This window comes from Paraburkholderia sp. HC6.4b (assembly GCF_014200875.1).
Taxonomy (GTDB): Bacteria; Pseudomonadota; Gammaproteobacteria; order Burkholderiales; family Burkholderiaceae; genus Paraburkholderia; species Paraburkholderia tuberum.
Map to the genome: position 1 here is coordinate 226,513 of NZ_JACHDC010000010.1, position 15,216 is coordinate 241,728.

Sequence of the window (15,216 nt, forward strand, 5' to 3'; positions counted from 1 at the left end):
CGTCGGAGCGTCCGGTCCATCCGACTCCCGGGCGAATCGGCTCAGGAGGCATCATGGATCTCGCAACGGCAATGGCGGTGGCCTTATTCGGTATATTCACCGCCAGCACGTACTACTTCTTCCACTCTCTCGAGCGCTGATCCGCTGGTTTTCATTCCCTGCTTTCGCAGCACGCGCGCGACGAATCCGCCGCCCGCTTTCTTGCTCTCGCGTAACAACGGTGTCGAGTTGTGACGCGGCGCGTCAATATCTCTCCGAATGTGGCCTAACCGCTTGGCGCTGGGTGTGTAGCCAGGCATAATCGGTGCGCCTTTGACGCGCCGGCTCCCCCTTTTGTGCGGCGCGCAGTTCTCGACACTTTGCTTACAAGGACCGCCGCGTGAACCTGTCGTTTCTCATTTTTCTGAGCGTGCTGCAAGGCGTTACCGAACTGTTTCCGGTGAGCAGCCTTGGCCACACGCTGCTCGTGCCAGCCCTGTTCGACATGCATATCGACAAGCATGCGCCGCAACTGCTGCCGTTCCTCGTCGCCCTGCATCTCGGCACCGCGTTGGCGCTGCTGTGGTACTTCCGCGCGCGCTGGTACGCGCTGGTGCGGGGTTTCTTCGCGTCGCTCGGCGGCCGCCGCAACGACGACGGTCACATGATGTGGGCGCTGATCATCGGTACGATTCCGGCGGGCCTCGTCGGTCTCGTGCTGGAAAAGCGCCTCGAGGCGCTTTTTCATGATCTGCGGATCGTCGCGATTGCGTTGATCGTGAATGGCGTGCTGCTGTGGTTCGGCGATCGTCTGCAACGCGCGCGCGCGCATCAACCGCCGGAAAAGCTGACGTTGCGCCAGGCGTTCTTCGTCGGCCTCGCGCAGATCGGCGCGCTGATTCCGGGCTTCTCGCGCAGTGGCCTGACGATGATCGCCGGCAATGCGGCCGGCCTCACCACCGAGAAAGCCGCCGAGTTTTCGTTCTTGCTCGGCACGCCGATCATTTTCGCGGCTGGCGTACTCGAACTGCCGAAGCTGCTTCACGCGCCGAGCCAGCTTGCCGACGCGGTGCTCGGCGGCGTGCTGACCGCGATCGCAGCGTACCTGAGCGTGCGTTTCCTGATGCGCTATTTCGAAGGCCGCGGACGTCTCGCGTCGTTCGGCGCGTACTGCGCGATCGCGGGGATCCTGTTCCTCGGCTGGTTCATGCTGCATCCGCAGCCGGTCTGAGCGCGCCGGGCGATCGGTTATAATCCGGGCCCGGTTGGTTGCAGGTCAGTTAGAATTTTAGTTTGTGGGAAATCGGGCGGCTCGCCGCGAGTGCCGGTTTCATGCAGATATCGATCCATACGGCAGTAGCTCAGCTGGATAGAGCATCGGCCTTCTAAGCCGAGGGTCGGGGGTTCGAGCCCCTCCTGCCGTACCAGTTTCTATGTGCTGAATCAGTCACTTACGCTACTTTCTGCTCGGCGATGTGAGTTGAGAAAGAGTCCGTAGTCACAGCTGTGTGTGACTGCGGTGTGACTGATTCTAGCCTATCCCTCCTAGCTTCCCGATCGAAAGCCGCCTCGTATTTCCGCGAGGCCGTTCGGGCGCGTCACCTGCTGCTATGGCCCCCTGTGCTGTCTTCGCTCAGTCTCGTTAGCACGAAGGTGCATCTTGCTGATGCGCTCAGGTATTGCCGACCCGCTAGGCGTCGTTGGGGCGCCGCCGATTGAGTATGCTTTCCGCGACGGGATGAAGCGCGAACCGAACGACGAAGGGGACGACATGGACACCATTGACGGCATTGACTTGAACTCGTTTGCTACCGGCAATTCGGTCAAGGGGCTGAGCGAGACAAACTGTCGCGATGTTCCGACCGCTCCCGGTGTCTACGTTGTCATTCGAGCAGCGTCGGGCGTTCCACCGTTTTTGCCCGCTAGTAAGGCTGGGCGCTTTAAAGGGCTCGACCCAAGCTATCCCGAGGAGATCGTCAGGGCCGCATGGGTGCACGATGCAACCGTTGTCTACATTGGGAAAGGCGCTGGTCGGAACGGTCTAAGACAGCGCGTGCGCCAGCTAGTGCAGTTCGCCTACGGCAAGGATGTCGGCCACCGGGGCGGTCGGCTGCTCTGGTACATCCCGGAGTGGGAACAACTACTTGTGCGCTGGAGCGTGTGCAACGGCGAACCGGCGGATACTGTAAAAGCTGGCCTTATTGAACGCTTTCGGGAGCACTATCGGAATAGGCCACCCTATGCCAACCGGATAAGCGGTGGCACGGGCGGGCTGCGACCTGCGCTGTCCCGCCGCCGTCCGTGGGACGGTGGTAAGCCGTTACGCTTCGCGAAGTAGCTGCACCCGCGTTAGTTCGCAAAGGGTGAGTAGCGGCGCTCGTTCGAAAGCGGCCTCTGTTAGTTTGTCGATTGCGAGGGCGAGGGGTGAGCTTGCGTCAATGTGGGCCAGCCACTTGTCGGGGTAGTAACGCGCAAAATTGCCCGCGATGTGAAGTCCAACATAGAGCAGGCCGAACTCGGTTAGGGACTCTTGACGGGTTGACAGCCACACTGTCTTCGTGTCGATGCATACGCACCAAGGAAGGGAAATTGCGGTGTCTTGTGGAAAGCTAAAAATCAACCCCGAAGGTAGTTCTTGCGCGTTGATTCTTGGTGCCTCCGAACTTGGAAGCGAAATCTGATTTGCGAAAGCGTCTATCAGATGCTGAGGCCCAGGATGTACAGTGACCTCGGTTGTCCGGTTGATTTGGGTTATGTCCGAGGTGGCTGTGCATTTCGCACGAACCAATTCCGGCAGAAGATCGTATCTGTAAACGACATCCACCATCTGCGGTAGGCTCTGAAGTACACTAAGCAAACTGCGACCACCGTTGGGGAAGCGAGGGGGCTCCTGATCCACGCCTACGGCCAACACAGCATGACCAGAGGTCGTAGCCCGTGTCCCCGATAACGATTGCGTCAACTGTCCGCTCAGAGGCAATTCGCGGCTTGACCTTCTCCACACTTCGAATGTACCGCGACCAGAGCCATTTGGGGCTAACTGTGGTTTTGCGATTAGTGCAGCAGCGGATGCTTCTAGCGTGTCAGCCGGGGTGGTTTGAGACGTCAATGTCAAGCTAAGCCCGTGACACCCATGTTCTTCCCGCAGCTTTTCAAGTCGGCTATCGGCTGTTTGTTTGAACAGAATCTCACACAGCGCAAGAGACATGATTGAGTAGTAGAGGAGTACCGGGCGGGTCGCGAGACTCACCACTTGGGCGGCCTCGAAATACTCACGAGCCTGCATTAAACACTGTCGAATTTGTGTTGCCTGCCGCTTCGCATTTGCTCGATGGCGTTCAGGCAGCGCATGTAACGTCATGATGTGCCGCGTGACAGCGTCGATGTTTTGGTAGTGCGCCAACCGCGTCCATGCGTACTTCGCCACGTCGGAAGATGAGTAGGTCGCACAGTTTTTAATGATCACACGTGCCTCTAAATGAACATTTGTGGGCGCTGTACACGTCGAACCAGACTTCTATCGGTCCAAGTCGGCGTAAGCATCATCGTTAGCAGTTCGCGCATGGTTTCGCCCTGTGAGGTTCGCATTAAGGTCGAGCGAGAGTGCATTTACCCATCCGTGGCGGATTGACGAAGCCTGCTTTTTCAGCCGACAGTGCGTAGGACTGGAGTGCGGTTTTAGTCTGCCGATTTAACACCAACAGGGAGCCGTAGACAGCTCGCCCGTATTGAGTCGGGCCTGTGCCGCCAGCCGCAAGCACAAGACCGTCCGAGGAGTTCCGCAGGATCAGAAGGTTCGAGGTTCCAGCCTCGGCATTGTCCCGTGGATTCGCTCCCAGCGTCGTCGGAGTGACTTCCACGCGGGCAGTGGGCGAATTGTCCAGTGTGATGTCGTAGTCGAAACTGGACTTGCTTGGCGGGTCTTCCCACATTCCGCAAATCCACTCCTCTGCATTAGCCGTGTGGCACACCGCAGCGAGCAATAGTGCGGCGGGAAGTGCGTTCTTCTTCATGACTGGTCCCCGGGGTATTGGCAGCCCTGCCGAGCAATGATCTGCTGATTCTACTGCGATACTGGACCCCATTTTGCCGCACCTGTTCGCAAGGACTTACGCCGCCCGCACGCGTCCATGCGCTCCCGTAGGTGTGCGCGAGCGTGCATTTATCCAGCCGGAAGGGCGAAGGGTACCGTGGCGAGTGGGTAGCGCGGCGGCGCACGCATCGCGCCTTGGCGCGTACGGAGTGTGGCCGGAGTGGCTGACTGGCATGCAAGGCCGCGTATGGGAGTGACTGGGCTGCTGGCGCAGGGCGCGGCGGGCGGTTATCTGGCGGACGCGACAGCTGTTTTGCCGTTTCCCAGTTCCGGGATGGGGCAGAAGCTGTGTTGCTACGAGCGCGCCGAGTAGGGCAGGCGGTGTGTGGCGCGTTGCCACCAAACTATGCGGCAAGCCGGTCTTCCAGTACATTCTGACAAACGACATGGGGATAACGCACGGGAACGCGCTATGAGGATCAAAGCCGTTATCGCAATTCTACTTTGGCTTGCATGCGGAGCAGCCTCGGCGCAGCAGTACGCGAGAGTCACAGTCTACGTTGAAGATGGAGCAGAAGACACTCAAGGGCATCGGCTAGTGTATGCGGTGAAAGAGCAAGTCCGGCGGTCGGCAGGAATGCAACTCGCAGAAGTAGAAAAAGACTCGACTTTTCAGCTTCACCTAAGCAGCATCGACCCCGACAATACGAACATCCGTGCGGCGTATTCGGTGGTTTTCACGTTAGTCAACATGAGCGCACCGGGATCATTTCCCCTTTATCTGGATTCAACCAACGGCATTTGCGGCGCCCAAGTAATTGATCAGTGCGCTGACTCAATTGTGGCTCGGTTGGACAGGACCGTCTCGAATTTGCGTGCGGCGTTCTCATCGCCAAGCAAATAATGATCGCGTTGCCCCGGTTGTTGTGAAGTTTTAGCCCGCAGGGTACTGCTAATGCGCAGAAGAAGGGGACGATCTGTGGGTCGGCCCCAGCAAGGCGCGCACTGTTCGCGCACGTCCCTTGTCACTGGCGTGGCTGCGCTTGGCGGGCGACACGTCGCGCATGTAGCGGTCGAGCAGATCGGCAACAGTCGTGCTCTCGGCTTCGTCCCGGTTGACGAACACGCCCCCGTCCATTTCGGCCTCGACTGAGCGGCCCCATGCCGCTGCCTCAGAGCGTGTTGTGAACTTCTTGGAGTGGTGCGGGAACCCCTTCCTGCGGACCTGACACAGCCATCCGTCGGTGCGCTTGCTTATCGTTGCCATACGGCCTCCGAAGAGACCGCCGAGTGTGACTGGCGTGTGACTGAAACTGGCTCAGCTGGATAGAAGCCGCGCCCAGCAAGGCGCGGCGCTACAAGAGCATCGGCCTTCTAAGCCGAGGGTCGGGGGTTCGAGCCCCTCCTGCCGTACCAGAATCATCGAAGGGTTACAGGTTTCGCGCCTGCAACCCTTTTTGTTTTTGTGCCATGTTGCGCGCCCGGTGGCTGCCAGGCTGTCGCGTGTTCGTACGGCTCGCTCCGGGTGTTTCCCGACTCAGGAAATCGCGCGCGGCGCCGTTAATTCAACAGAACCGTATGACGCGCCGCGATGGAGGAATCAGCGTGAACCGACTTAGCCTCAACACCAAACTCTGGCTCGCGCTGCTGATCACGTGGCTCGGCCTGCTCGGCCTCGGCGGCTGGGCCGCATGGCAGTCGCGCGCGACGATGCTGGCCGAGCGCAAGTCGGCGGTGCAGAACGTCGTGGAAAGCGCGTACGGCATCGTCGCCGACTACGCGCAGCGCGCCGACGAGCACGAGCTGACGCCCGAACAGGCGCGGCAGCAGGCGCTGGCGCGGCTGTCCGCGATGCGCTACCCCGGCAGCGGCTACATGATCGTATCGACTGCCACGCCGGTCGTGATCATGCATCCGATGCTCGCCGATCTGCGCAACAAGGACGTGTCGCACTACGCGGACAGCGACGGCAAGCTGCTGTTCGTCGAAATGGTCAAGGTCGCGCAGGCGCACGGGCAGGGCTTCGTCGATTACATGGGCCGCCTCGCCGGCAACAACGAGCGCGTGCCGAAGATCAGCTTCGTCAAGCGCTTTGCCGCGTGGGACTGGTATCTGATTTCGGGTGTCTACGTCAACGACATCGACGCGGCGTTCCGCGCCGACCTGCTGCGCTATCTGCTGACGATCCTCGTGATCGGCAGCTTCAGCACCGTCGCGCTCGTGCTGATCATCCGCAACGTGAAGCGCAGTCTCGGCGGCGAGCCCGCCTATGCGGCGAGCGTCGCGGAGACGATCGCCGACGGCGATCTGTCGTGCCCGGTCACACTGGCTGGCGACGATCAGGAAAGCATGCTGTACGCGATGCAGCGCATGCAAAGCCGCCTCGCCGACGCGATCCGGCGCATTCGCGGCGGCACCGAAACGATCACGGTCGCGGCCGAAGAGATCGCCGCGGGCAATCTCGATCTGTCGGCGCGAACGGAACAGCAGGCGTCGTCGCTCGGCGAAACGGCGGCGAGCATGGAGCAGCTGACGGCGACCGTCAAGCAGAACGCCGACAACGCGCTGCAGGCCAATCGCATGGCGCGCTCGGCGTCGCAGCTCGCGGGCGAGGGCGGCGAGGCCGTGCAGCACGTCGTCGCGAACATGCAGAGCATCGCGGCGAGCTCGGCGCGGGTGGTCGATATCATCGGCGTGATCGAAAGCATCGCGTTTCAGACCAACATCCTCGCGCTGAACGCGGCCGTCGAAGCCGCGCGCGCCGGCGAGGAGGGCCGCGGCTTCGCGGTCGTCGCGGGCGAGGTGCGCAACCTCGCGCGCCGCAGCGCCGACGCGGCCAAGGAGATCAAGACGTTGATCGAGGATTCGGTCGCGCGCGTCGGCAGCGGCAAGACGCTCGTCGAGAAGGCGGGCGGCACGATGGAGTCGCTCGTCGATGCGGTGAAGCGCGTGACCGACATCATCAGCGAGATTTCCGCCGCGTCCGACGAGCAGAGCCGCGGCATCGAGCAGGTCAATCTCGCGATTGCGCAGATGGACGAGACCACCCAGCAGAACGCGGCGATGGTCGAACAGGCGGCGGCCGCCGCGCAGTCGATGCAGGAGCAGGCGCAGATACTGCGCGACGTCGTCAACACGTTCCGCCTGCAGGGGACGGCCGCCGCGCGTTGATGGCCGCGTCGATGGCGCGCTGCCTGCCGAAGTGTGCATGCTATGCTTTTGAGGTCAGGATCAAAAGCCGCCGTGCGCCCGTGCGCGCCGTGCACACTTCGAGGAGAGTCCTACATGTCGACGCGAACCCGTGTGCTGTTCCACCTCAGTGCCGCGAGCCTCCTGCTCGGTGCGGCGATCGGCGCGCAAGCGGCGAACCTCGGCTTTCTGAGCGACACGCCGATCACCTATATGAGACAGCGTGACAACGCCTCGATCAAGCATGCGGTCATGAGCGCGCTCAATGACAGGAAGGACGGCGAGAGCTTCACGTGGGTCAACGACGGCACCGGCAATAGCGTGAAGATCGACGCGACCATCTCGATGGACAGCACCTCGACCGACGGCGGACGCACCTGCCGCACCCTCGGGGTCGTACTCAATGCGAAAGGGCAATCGATGAACCTGCGTCCGAACTTCTGCAAGGAAGGCGGTGCCTGGCAGCTGCAGAAGCGTTGAGCATGCGTGAGCGCGGCGCGAGAGGTGCATGCAGTGAGGCGGCGCGATGAGCCCGCGAATCGTCTCGTGCGGGATCGTGCTGCTCGATCCCGACGGACGCGTGCTGCTCGCGCATGCCACCGAAACGACGCACTGGGACATCCCGAAAGGCCAGGGCGAGGACGGCGAGGCGCCGCACGTGACGGCGCTGCGCGAGATGGTCGAGGAAACCGGCATCGCGCTCGAGGCCGATCGGCTGAAGGATCTCGGCCTGTTCGTCTACCGGCGCGACAAGGACCTGCATCTGTTCGCGGCGCGCGCGGGTGCCGGCGAGCTCGATCTGAGCACGTGCACCTGCACGTCGCTGTTTCCGCGCCGCTCGGACGGCACGCTGATCCCCGAAATGGATGATTACCGCTGGGCGTCGATCGAAGAGGTGCCGCGCTATGCGAGCCGTAGTCTGACGCGGCTCTTCGAGACGACGCTGTCGCTCGCGGAGTTGCACCGGTCGCTATAGACGGCGCACGCCGCCTTCAATCGAGCGCGTGGTCGTTCGGATGAGCGAACAACGCGCGGTTCTGCTCCGACAGCGGGAAATTGACGTTGATGCCATGCGGCGGAATCGGCTGCGTGAACCACTGCCGATACAGACGCTCGGCGTCGCCGGACGTCTGCGAGCGCACGATCACGCGATTCACGAGCGCGCGGAACGGCTCGTCGCCCTTGCGGAACATGCACGCATAAACCTCGTAGCCAAGCGGTGTGCCCGTCACGATGAAATCGTCGGGATGCGGGTCGGTCGCCTTGAAACCGTAGACGATCGGCTCGTCCATCACGAACGCCACCGCGTGACCGTCCTTCATCGCGTTGAAGGCGTCCTGATGGTCGCGCACGCTCATGATGCGCATGTTCAGCTGCTTGTCGGTGTTGAGGCTGCGCAGCAGGCGCTCGTCGGACGTGCCCGCGGTCGTCACGACCGGCTTGCCGGCCAGATCGGGGAAATCGGTGATGCCGCTGTTCCTGCGCGTGATCATGCGCACCGCGTACTGGAAAAAGCTGTCTGAAAACGCGGCGACGTTTTCGCGCTCGACCGTGTGTGTGGTCGAGCCGCATTCGAGATCGATCTGGTTGTTCAGCAGCATCGGCATGCGGTTCGACGACGTGACCGTGACTTCGTGAACCCGCAGCTGCGCCATGCCGAGCGTTTTCCTGATTTCGTCGACGATCTGCATCGCGATCGCCTGCGAGTAGCCGACCGTGCGCTTGCCGTCGAAGTACGAGAACGGGATCGACGCCTCTCGCACGCCGAGCACGACGACGCCGTCGTCGTGGATCTTTCTCAGCGTGCCGGTCAGTTCATCCGCGCGGGCGGGGCCGGTGAACGCGAGCACGCCGCAGGCGGCCAGCGTAAGCAGCACGCTGTGCATGCCGCGCAGCAGACGCGGGAAGCGTGAGCCGCACGCGCTCCGTGCGACGCGAACCCTACCTTCAGACCCTTCCCCGTGGCGGTCTGCAACCTTCATCGGACCTCCCGGACCGGCGCGCTCAGGCGAGCGCGCAGTGAGTGTCGATCGAAACATCCGGCAACCCGGATGGGCCCGCAACGCCGGGCCCTCGCTGGCCCGGGCTCAGGCCGGCTTGCCCCAACTGTCGCGCAGACTGACGATGCGGTTGAATACGGGCTTACCCGGCTTCGAATCGACGCGGTCGGCGACGAAGTAGCCGTGGCGCTCGAACTGGTAGCGCTGCTCCGGCAGCGCATGGCGCGCGCCGGTTTCGAGGTAGGCCTGGACCACGCGTTTCGAGTCCGGATTCAGCGCTTCGAGGAAGTCGCGGCCGCCGGCGTCCGGTTGCGGTTCCTTGAACAGCCGGTCGTAGATGCGCACTTCGGCCGGGCACGCGGCCGCCGCGCTGACCCAGTGGATGTTGCCCTTGACCTTGTAATTGTTCGCGCCTTCGGTGCCCGATTTGCTGTCCGGGAAGTAGTTGCAGTGCACCGCGACGATATTGCCGTTCTCGTCCTTGTCCGCGTGCGTGCATTCGATCACGTAGCCGTAGCGCAGCCGCACCTTGTTGCCCGGGAACAGGCGGAAGTAGCCCTTCGGCGGCGTCTCCGCGAAGTCCTCGCGCTCGATCCACAGCTCGCGCGAAATCGGAAACTCGCGCATGCCCTGTTCCGGATGATGCGGATGCACCGGTGCGTGGCACGGCTCGGTGAGGCGTTCGGGGAAGTTGTCGATGATCAGCTTGACCGGATCGAGCACGGCGGCGATGCGCGGCGCCTTCTCGTCGAGATCGTCGCGCAGCGCGCCTTCGAACACGCTCATGTCGATCCACGAGTCGACCTTGGTCACGCCGATGCGCTCGCAGAACAGCTGGATCGACTCGGGCGTGAAGCCACGTCGGCGCAGGCCGACGATGGTCGGCATGCGTGGGTCGTCCCAGCCTTCCACATGGCCTTCGTTGACGAGTTGCAGCAGCTTGCGCTTGCTGGTGATCGCATAGGTCAGGTTCAGGCGCGAAAACTCGATTTGCTGCGGCAGCGGACGCCCGAAGACACCGGCCTCGGCGAGTTCGTTCAGGATCCAGTCGTACAGCGGCCGATGGTCTTCGAATTCGAGCGTGCACAGCGAATGCGTGATGTTTTCGAGCGCGTCCGAGATGCAGTGCGTGTAGTCGTACATCGGGTACACGCACCAGGTGTCGCCGGTACGGTAGTGATGCGCGAAACGGATGCGGTAGATGACCGGGTCGCGCATGTTGAAGTTCGGCGACGACATGTCGATCTTCGCGCGCAGCACGTGCTCGCCTTCCTTGAACTCGCCCGCCTTCATGCGGCGGAACAGGTCGAGGTTTTCCGCGACCGAACGCTCGCGGAAGCGCGACGGCGTGCCGACTTCGGTGGCCGAGCCGCGGTTCGCGCGGATTTCCTCGGCCGACTGGCTATCCACGTAAGCCTTGCCGCGCTGGATCAGCAGCTCCGCGAACTCGTACAGCTTGTCGTAGTAGTCGCTCGCGAAGTACAGATGCTCGGTGCGGTCCTTTTCCCATTCGAAGCCGAGCCAGCGCACCGAGTCGATGATCGACTCGACGTACTCGACGCTTTCCTTCTCCGGATTGGTGTCGTCGAAGCGCAGATGGCACACGCCGCCGTAGCTGCGCGCGACGCCGAAGTTCAGGCAGATGCTCTTTGCGTGACCGATGTGCAGATAGCCGTTCGGCTCCGGCGGGAAGCGCGTTTCGACGCGCTGGCTCCATTTGCCGGTGCGGTTGTCGTCGTCGATGATGTTGCGGATGAAATTGGATGTCGCGGGCGCGTCGTTGCGTTCGGTATTCATGCGAGAAGATGAGAGTCCGTGGGGGCGCGCAATGCGCCCGTGTAGCCGTCAATTCTACCTGACGAGCCCGTTCGCGGCAGGTGGTTGCGGCGCGCAGCCAACGGCGCAGTGGGATTGGCGCGGCTGCCGGAGTCAGGGAAGCCGGCGCGCGGGGCTGTAACAGGAGGTAAAACGGGTTGGCGACGCGCGACGCGCCGACTTAGGATGCGCTGCTGCGCGCGGCCCGCGCGCCTGTGCTGGGCCTTCGCGCGGGGCGGGCTTGCCCGAGCCGTCCACGCTTTCCTTCATCTTCCTGCACGAGGCTCTGCTGCTCGTGCGCCATGCTCGCCTCGTTGCCGGAGTTTTCTCGGATGTCTGTCCCGACGCACGGCGCGTTTCGCGCGCCCTTTGCCCGCGCTTTGGCTAGCGCCCGATTTTCTTGCCGTAACCGTCGTGTGCTCGCTTCGGCCTGGTTTGCCGCGCTTGCCGTGAACGTGGCCGCGCCGCTGTCCGCCGCCGCGAAAACACCGGCGCCGAAGCCGGCGCTCGATGCGTCGGCCGTCGCCGCGCCGGATAGCTACAGCGCTGACACCGCGCAGCAGATCTTCGCCGCAGGCGGCAACGCGGTCGATGCCGCGGTTGCGATGGCCTTCACGCTCGCCGTCACGCGGCCCGATGCGGGCAACCTCGGCGGCGGCGGTTTCATGACGCTGCTGGTCGACGGCAAGCCGTATTTTCTCGACTATCGCGAGCGCGCGCCGCAGCAGGCGACCCGCGACATGTACCTCGACGACAAGGGCAACGTGGCGCCGGGCATCAGCACGGTCGGGCATCGCGCGGCGGCCGTGCCGGGCACGGTCGATGGCATGTGGGAAGCGCAGCGGCGCTTCGGCAAGCTCAAATGGAAGCAGGTGCTCGCGCCCGCGATCCATTACGCGACCGACGGCTTCCAGGTCGACCCGCGGCTGCAGCAGCGACGCGACGCGGCCGCGAAGAGTTTCGCCGGCAAAACCAATTTCGACGCCTACTTCGCGAACCTGAAGGCAGGCGCGATGCTGCGTCAACCGGAACTCGCGCAGACGCTGGGGCGGATCGCGAGCGACGGCGGCCGCGAGTTTTACGAGGGCCGCACCGCTCAAATGATCGCCGCGCAGATGTACGGCCACGGCCTGATCACGAGCCAGGATCTGAGCCAGTACAAGGCTCTGTGGCGCGAGCCGCTCGCGGCCGACTGGCACGGCTACCGCGTGATCACCGCGCCGCCGCCGAGCTCGGGCGGCCTCGGGCTGATCCAGATGCTGAAGATGCGGGCCGATCTGCAGCCGGCGTTCGACGGCCTTGCGTTGAATTCAGCGCCGTACATCCATCTGATCGCGCAGATCGAGGATCGCGTGTTCGCGGACCGGCAGCGCCATATCGGCGACCCGGACGCATCGCCGGTGCCGGTCGCGAAGCTGATCGACGACGCCTACCTCGCGCAGCGCGCGGCCGAAGTCAAAGCCGACGAAGCGCCGGCTGCCGCGACGGTGAAACCCGGTGTCGACGGCGGCGCGGCGACGGAGAAGGCGCAAACCACGCATTTCTCGGTGGTCGACAAATGGGGCAACGCGGTGTCGAACACCTATACGCTGAACGGCGATTTCGGCTCGGGCGTCGTGGTGGACGGCGGCGGGTTCCTGCTGAACGATGCGATGGACGATTTCGTGATCAAGCCAGCCGTCGCTGGCGCGACCGGCGCGGCGTCGACACCCGGCGCCGCCGATGCCGAGCCGGATGCGATCGCGCCGGGCCGCCGCCCGATTTCGTCGATGACGCCCACGCTGCTGCTGAAGGACGGCAAGATCGCGCTAGCGATCGGCACGCCCGGCGGCTCTCGCATCCTGACGACGATCTTCCAGGTGATGACGAATCTGTACGACTTCGACATGTCACCGACGGACGCGCTCGCCGCGATGCGCTTCCATCATCAACTGCTGCCGCCAAAGACGATCTACTTCGAGCCGTACCGTCCCGCCCCGGATGAGCTCGCCACGCAATTGAAGGCGCTCGGCTTCACGGTCGAGCAGCAGTCGTTCAACGGCGACGTGCAGATGATCCGCGTCGACGGCACGACACCCGAGCCCGCGAGCGATCCCCGTGGTGGCGGCGTGGCACGCGTGATACGGTAGACGGCCCGCCGCGCTATCCCGCGAGCGGGCGATAAGCCGAACACGGGGAAGCACGATGAGCGAACACCAACCAACCACACTCGTACTGCCGGGCTATCTGGACTCCGGCCCAGGCCACTGGCAAACGCGCTGGGAAGCGCTCGATCCCGCGGTCGTCCGCGTGCAGATGCCGGACTGGGACCACCCTTCGCGCGACGCCTGGTGCCGCACGCTGGCCGCCGCGCTCGACGCCGTGGACGCGCCGGTCGTGTTCGCCGCTCACAGCCTCGGCTGTCTGACCACGGCGTTCTGGGCCTCGCAGTACGCAAGCGCGGCGCAGCTCGCGAAGGTGGCCGGCGCGCTGCTGGTCGCCGTGCCCGATCCGGACGAAGCGCACTTCCCGAGGGACGCGGGCGGCTTTGCGCCGGTGCCGCTCACCCGCCTGCCGTTTGCGACGATCGTGGTGGCGAGCAGCGACGATCCTTATGGCGGCGTGCCGTTTTCACAAACCTGCGCGAACGCGTGGGGCAGCCGCTGGATCGGGATCGGCGCGCGCGGCCACATCAACGCCGACAGCGGTCTCGACGATTGGGACGAGGGGCGCGGCTGGCTGGCTTCGCTAACGGCGATGCGCTGAGTCTCGCCGCCTTCTCGATCAGATCACCGCTTTGCGCTTCAACTCGGCAATCGTCTGCGCGTCGTATCCGAGCACGTCGCTCAGCACCCGCTCGGTATGCTCGCCGAGCAGCGGCGGATGGCTCAGCGCCTGCGGCGGCGTGCCGGTCATGGTGATCGGGTTGCGCACCAGCTTGACCGTGCCGCCCGACGGATGCGGCAGATCGACCTGCAGACCGCGCGCGACCACCTGCTCGTTGTCGAACACTTCGTCGAGGTTGTTGATCGGCCCGCACGGCACGCCGGCCGCTTCGAGCGCCGCGATCCATTGCTGCTTGCCCTGCAGGCGGACCATGTCCGCGAGCATCGGCACGAGCAGTTCGCGGTTGCGCACGCGCGCGGGGTTGGTTGCGAAACGCTCGTCGTCGGCGAGTTCCGGGCGGCCGCCCACTTCGACGAACTTGCGGAACTGTCCGTCGTTGCCGACCGCGACGATGATCCAGCCATCGCTGGTCTGGAAGGTCTGGTAGGGCACGATGTTCGGATGCGCATTGCCCCAGCGCGCCGGCGGCTGGCCGCTCGCGAGGTAGTTCGAGTTCATGTTGGCGAGCATCGCGACCTGCACGTCGAGCAGCGCCATGTCGATGTATTGGCCAACGCCGGTGCGGTCGCGGTGCGTGAGCGCGATCAGCACCGCGATCGTCGAGTACATGCCGGTCATCAGGTCGGCGATCGCGACGCCGGCCTTCTGCGGGCCGCCGCCCGGCTGAGCGTCACGCTCGCCGGTGATGCTCATGAAGCCGCCGATCCCCTGCACGATGAAGTCGTAACCGGCGCGTTGCGCATACGGGCCGGTCTGCCCGAAGCCCGTGACCGAGCAGTAGATCAGGTCGGGCTTGACCTCTTTGAGCGAGTCATAGTCGAGGCCGTACTTCTTCAACTGGCCGACCTTGTAGTTCTCGAGCACGACGTCGCTTTGCGCGGCCAGTTCGCGCACGATCCGCTGACCCTCGGGCGACGCGATGTCGAGCGTGACCGAGCGCTTGTTGCGGTTCGCCGCGAGATAGTAGGCGGCCTCGCGCGTGTCCGCGCCGTCCGGCGTTTTCAGATAGGGAGGCCCCCAGTGGCGCGTGTCGTCGCCGACCTCGGGGCGTTCGATCTTGATGACGTCGGCGCCGAAATCGGCGAGCGTCTGCGCGCACCACGGACCGGCGAGCACGCGGGTGAGATCCAGCACGCGGATGTGACTGAGAGCGCCCATGTTCCTGAATGTCTCCTGATGGTTGCAGGCCGCGCGGCGAGCTGCCATGCGTTATTTCGCGCGAAGTTTCGTGGAAGTCATCTTAAGCGATTCGCGCTCGCGGGCGCAGTCAGCCGAACGTCATGGCGCGGATCGGACGAGCGGACACGCGAGCGCCAACCAGGCGGCGCGCAGTGCCGCGCGCGCTTGCCGATCCCGTATAATCAGTCGTTTAAA

14 protein-coding genes and 1 tRNA gene are annotated in these 15,216 nt (G+C 63.8%); 9 read left to right on the forward strand and 6 right to left on the reverse strand.

The annotated features are described in order from the left end of the window. Positions 1-379 precede the first annotated feature (379 nt). The 3 genes from HDG34_RS17465 (at position 380) to HDG34_RS17475 (ending at position 2,317) form a co-directional block, all read left to right on the forward strand. Positions 380-1,210: an undecaprenyl-diphosphate phosphatase gene (locus HDG34_RS17465; protein ID WP_184061451.1), complete on the forward strand. Its 831-nt coding sequence runs from the start codon at positions 380-382 to the stop codon at positions 1,208-1,210. Positions 1,211-1,329: 119 nt separating this feature from the next. Beyond that, a tRNA-Arg gene (locus HDG34_RS17470) sits at positions 1,330-1,406 on the forward strand. Positions 1,407-1,639: 233 nt separating this feature from the next. Continuing rightward, positions 1,640-2,317: a hypothetical protein gene (locus tag HDG34_RS17475; protein WP_184061452.1), complete on the forward strand. Its 678-nt coding sequence runs from the start codon at positions 1,640-1,642 to the stop codon at positions 2,315-2,317. On the opposite strand, the gene HDG34_RS17480 is transcribed toward HDG34_RS17475, so the two are convergent. Continuing rightward, positions 2,300-3,445, reverse strand: a complete 1,146-nt coding sequence (locus HDG34_RS17480) for a YaaC family protein (protein WP_184061453.1) — start codon at positions 3,443-3,445, stop codon at positions 2,300-2,302. The genes HDG34_RS17475 and HDG34_RS17480 overlap by 18 nt on opposite strands. Positions 3,446-3,566: 121 nt before the next feature. After that, positions 3,567-3,992 (reverse strand): hypothetical protein, encoded by a 426-nt coding sequence (locus tag HDG34_RS17485; protein WP_184061454.1) that lies wholly within the window; start codon positions 3,990-3,992, stop codon positions 3,567-3,569. A 492-nt stretch (positions 3,993-4,484) separates the two neighbouring features. Between HDG34_RS17485 and HDG34_RS17490 the strand changes: the two genes are divergently transcribed. Then, positions 4,485-4,916, forward strand: a complete 432-nt coding sequence (locus HDG34_RS17490) for a hypothetical protein (protein ID WP_184061455.1) — start codon at positions 4,485-4,487, stop codon at positions 4,914-4,916. Positions 4,917-4,964: 48 nt separating this feature from the next. Here HDG34_RS17490 and HDG34_RS17495 read toward each other — a convergent pair whose 3' ends face one another. Then, positions 4,965-5,279, reverse strand: coding sequence for a hypothetical protein (locus HDG34_RS17495; RefSeq protein ID WP_184061456.1), 315 nt, complete (start codon positions 5,277-5,279; stop codon positions 4,965-4,967). 338 nt (positions 5,280-5,617) lie between these two features. Here HDG34_RS17495 and HDG34_RS17500 point away from each other — a divergent pair, with 338 nt between their 5' ends. The 3 genes from HDG34_RS17500 (at position 5,618) to HDG34_RS17510 (ending at position 8,177) form a co-directional block, all read left to right on the forward strand. Then, positions 5,618-7,183 carry a methyl-accepting chemotaxis protein gene (locus tag HDG34_RS17500; protein ID WP_184061457.1) on the forward strand — a complete coding sequence of 522 codons (1,566 nt, stop codon included), beginning with the start codon at positions 5,618-5,620 and terminating at the stop codon, positions 7,181-7,183. 114 nt (positions 7,184-7,297) lie between these two features. Beyond that, positions 7,298-7,681, forward strand: a complete 384-nt coding sequence (locus HDG34_RS17505) for an RT0821/Lpp0805 family surface protein (RefSeq protein ID WP_090801080.1) — start codon at positions 7,298-7,300, stop codon at positions 7,679-7,681. A gap of 46 nt (positions 7,682-7,727) precedes the next feature. After that, positions 7,728-8,177 carry an NUDIX hydrolase gene (locus HDG34_RS17510; protein ID WP_184061458.1) on the forward strand — a complete coding sequence of 150 codons (450 nt, stop codon included), beginning with the start codon at positions 7,728-7,730 and terminating at the stop codon, positions 8,175-8,177. Positions 8,178-8,193: 16 nt separating this feature from the next. Here the strand turns inward: HDG34_RS17510 and HDG34_RS17515 are convergent, their stop codons facing one another. Together HDG34_RS17515 and HDG34_RS17520 are read right to left on the reverse strand one after the other, a co-directional pair. Beyond that, positions 8,194-9,087 (reverse strand): transporter substrate-binding domain-containing protein, encoded by an 894-nt coding sequence (locus HDG34_RS17515; protein ID WP_184061491.1) that lies wholly within the window; start codon positions 9,085-9,087, stop codon positions 8,194-8,196. 201 nt (positions 9,088-9,288) lie between these two features. Continuing rightward, positions 9,289-10,998, reverse strand: a complete 1,710-nt coding sequence (locus tag HDG34_RS17520; RefSeq protein ID WP_184061459.1) for a glutamine--tRNA ligase/YqeY domain fusion protein — start codon at positions 10,996-10,998, stop codon at positions 9,289-9,291. A 350-nt stretch (positions 10,999-11,348) separates the two neighbouring features. On the opposite strand from HDG34_RS17520, the gene ggt reads away from it, so the two are divergent. Both ggt and HDG34_RS17530 read left to right on the forward strand, forming a co-directional pair. After that, the gene (gene ggt, locus HDG34_RS17525; protein ID WP_184061460.1) at positions 11,349-13,145 is read left to right on the forward strand and encodes a gamma-glutamyltransferase; all 1,797 of its coding nucleotides are present in this window, start codon (positions 11,349-11,351) and stop codon (positions 13,143-13,145) included. Positions 13,146-13,200: 55 nt separating this feature from the next. Beyond that, positions 13,201-13,761: an alpha/beta hydrolase gene (locus tag HDG34_RS17530; RefSeq protein WP_184061461.1), complete on the forward strand. Its 561-nt coding sequence runs from the start codon at positions 13,201-13,203 to the stop codon at positions 13,759-13,761. Between the two features lie 18 nt (positions 13,762-13,779). On the opposite strand, the gene HDG34_RS17535 is transcribed toward HDG34_RS17530, so the two are convergent. Beyond that, positions 13,780-15,000 (reverse strand): CaiB/BaiF CoA-transferase family protein, encoded by a 1,221-nt coding sequence (locus tag HDG34_RS17535; RefSeq protein WP_184061462.1) that lies wholly within the window; start codon positions 14,998-15,000, stop codon positions 13,780-13,782. Positions 15,001-15,216: the final 216 nt, after the last annotated feature.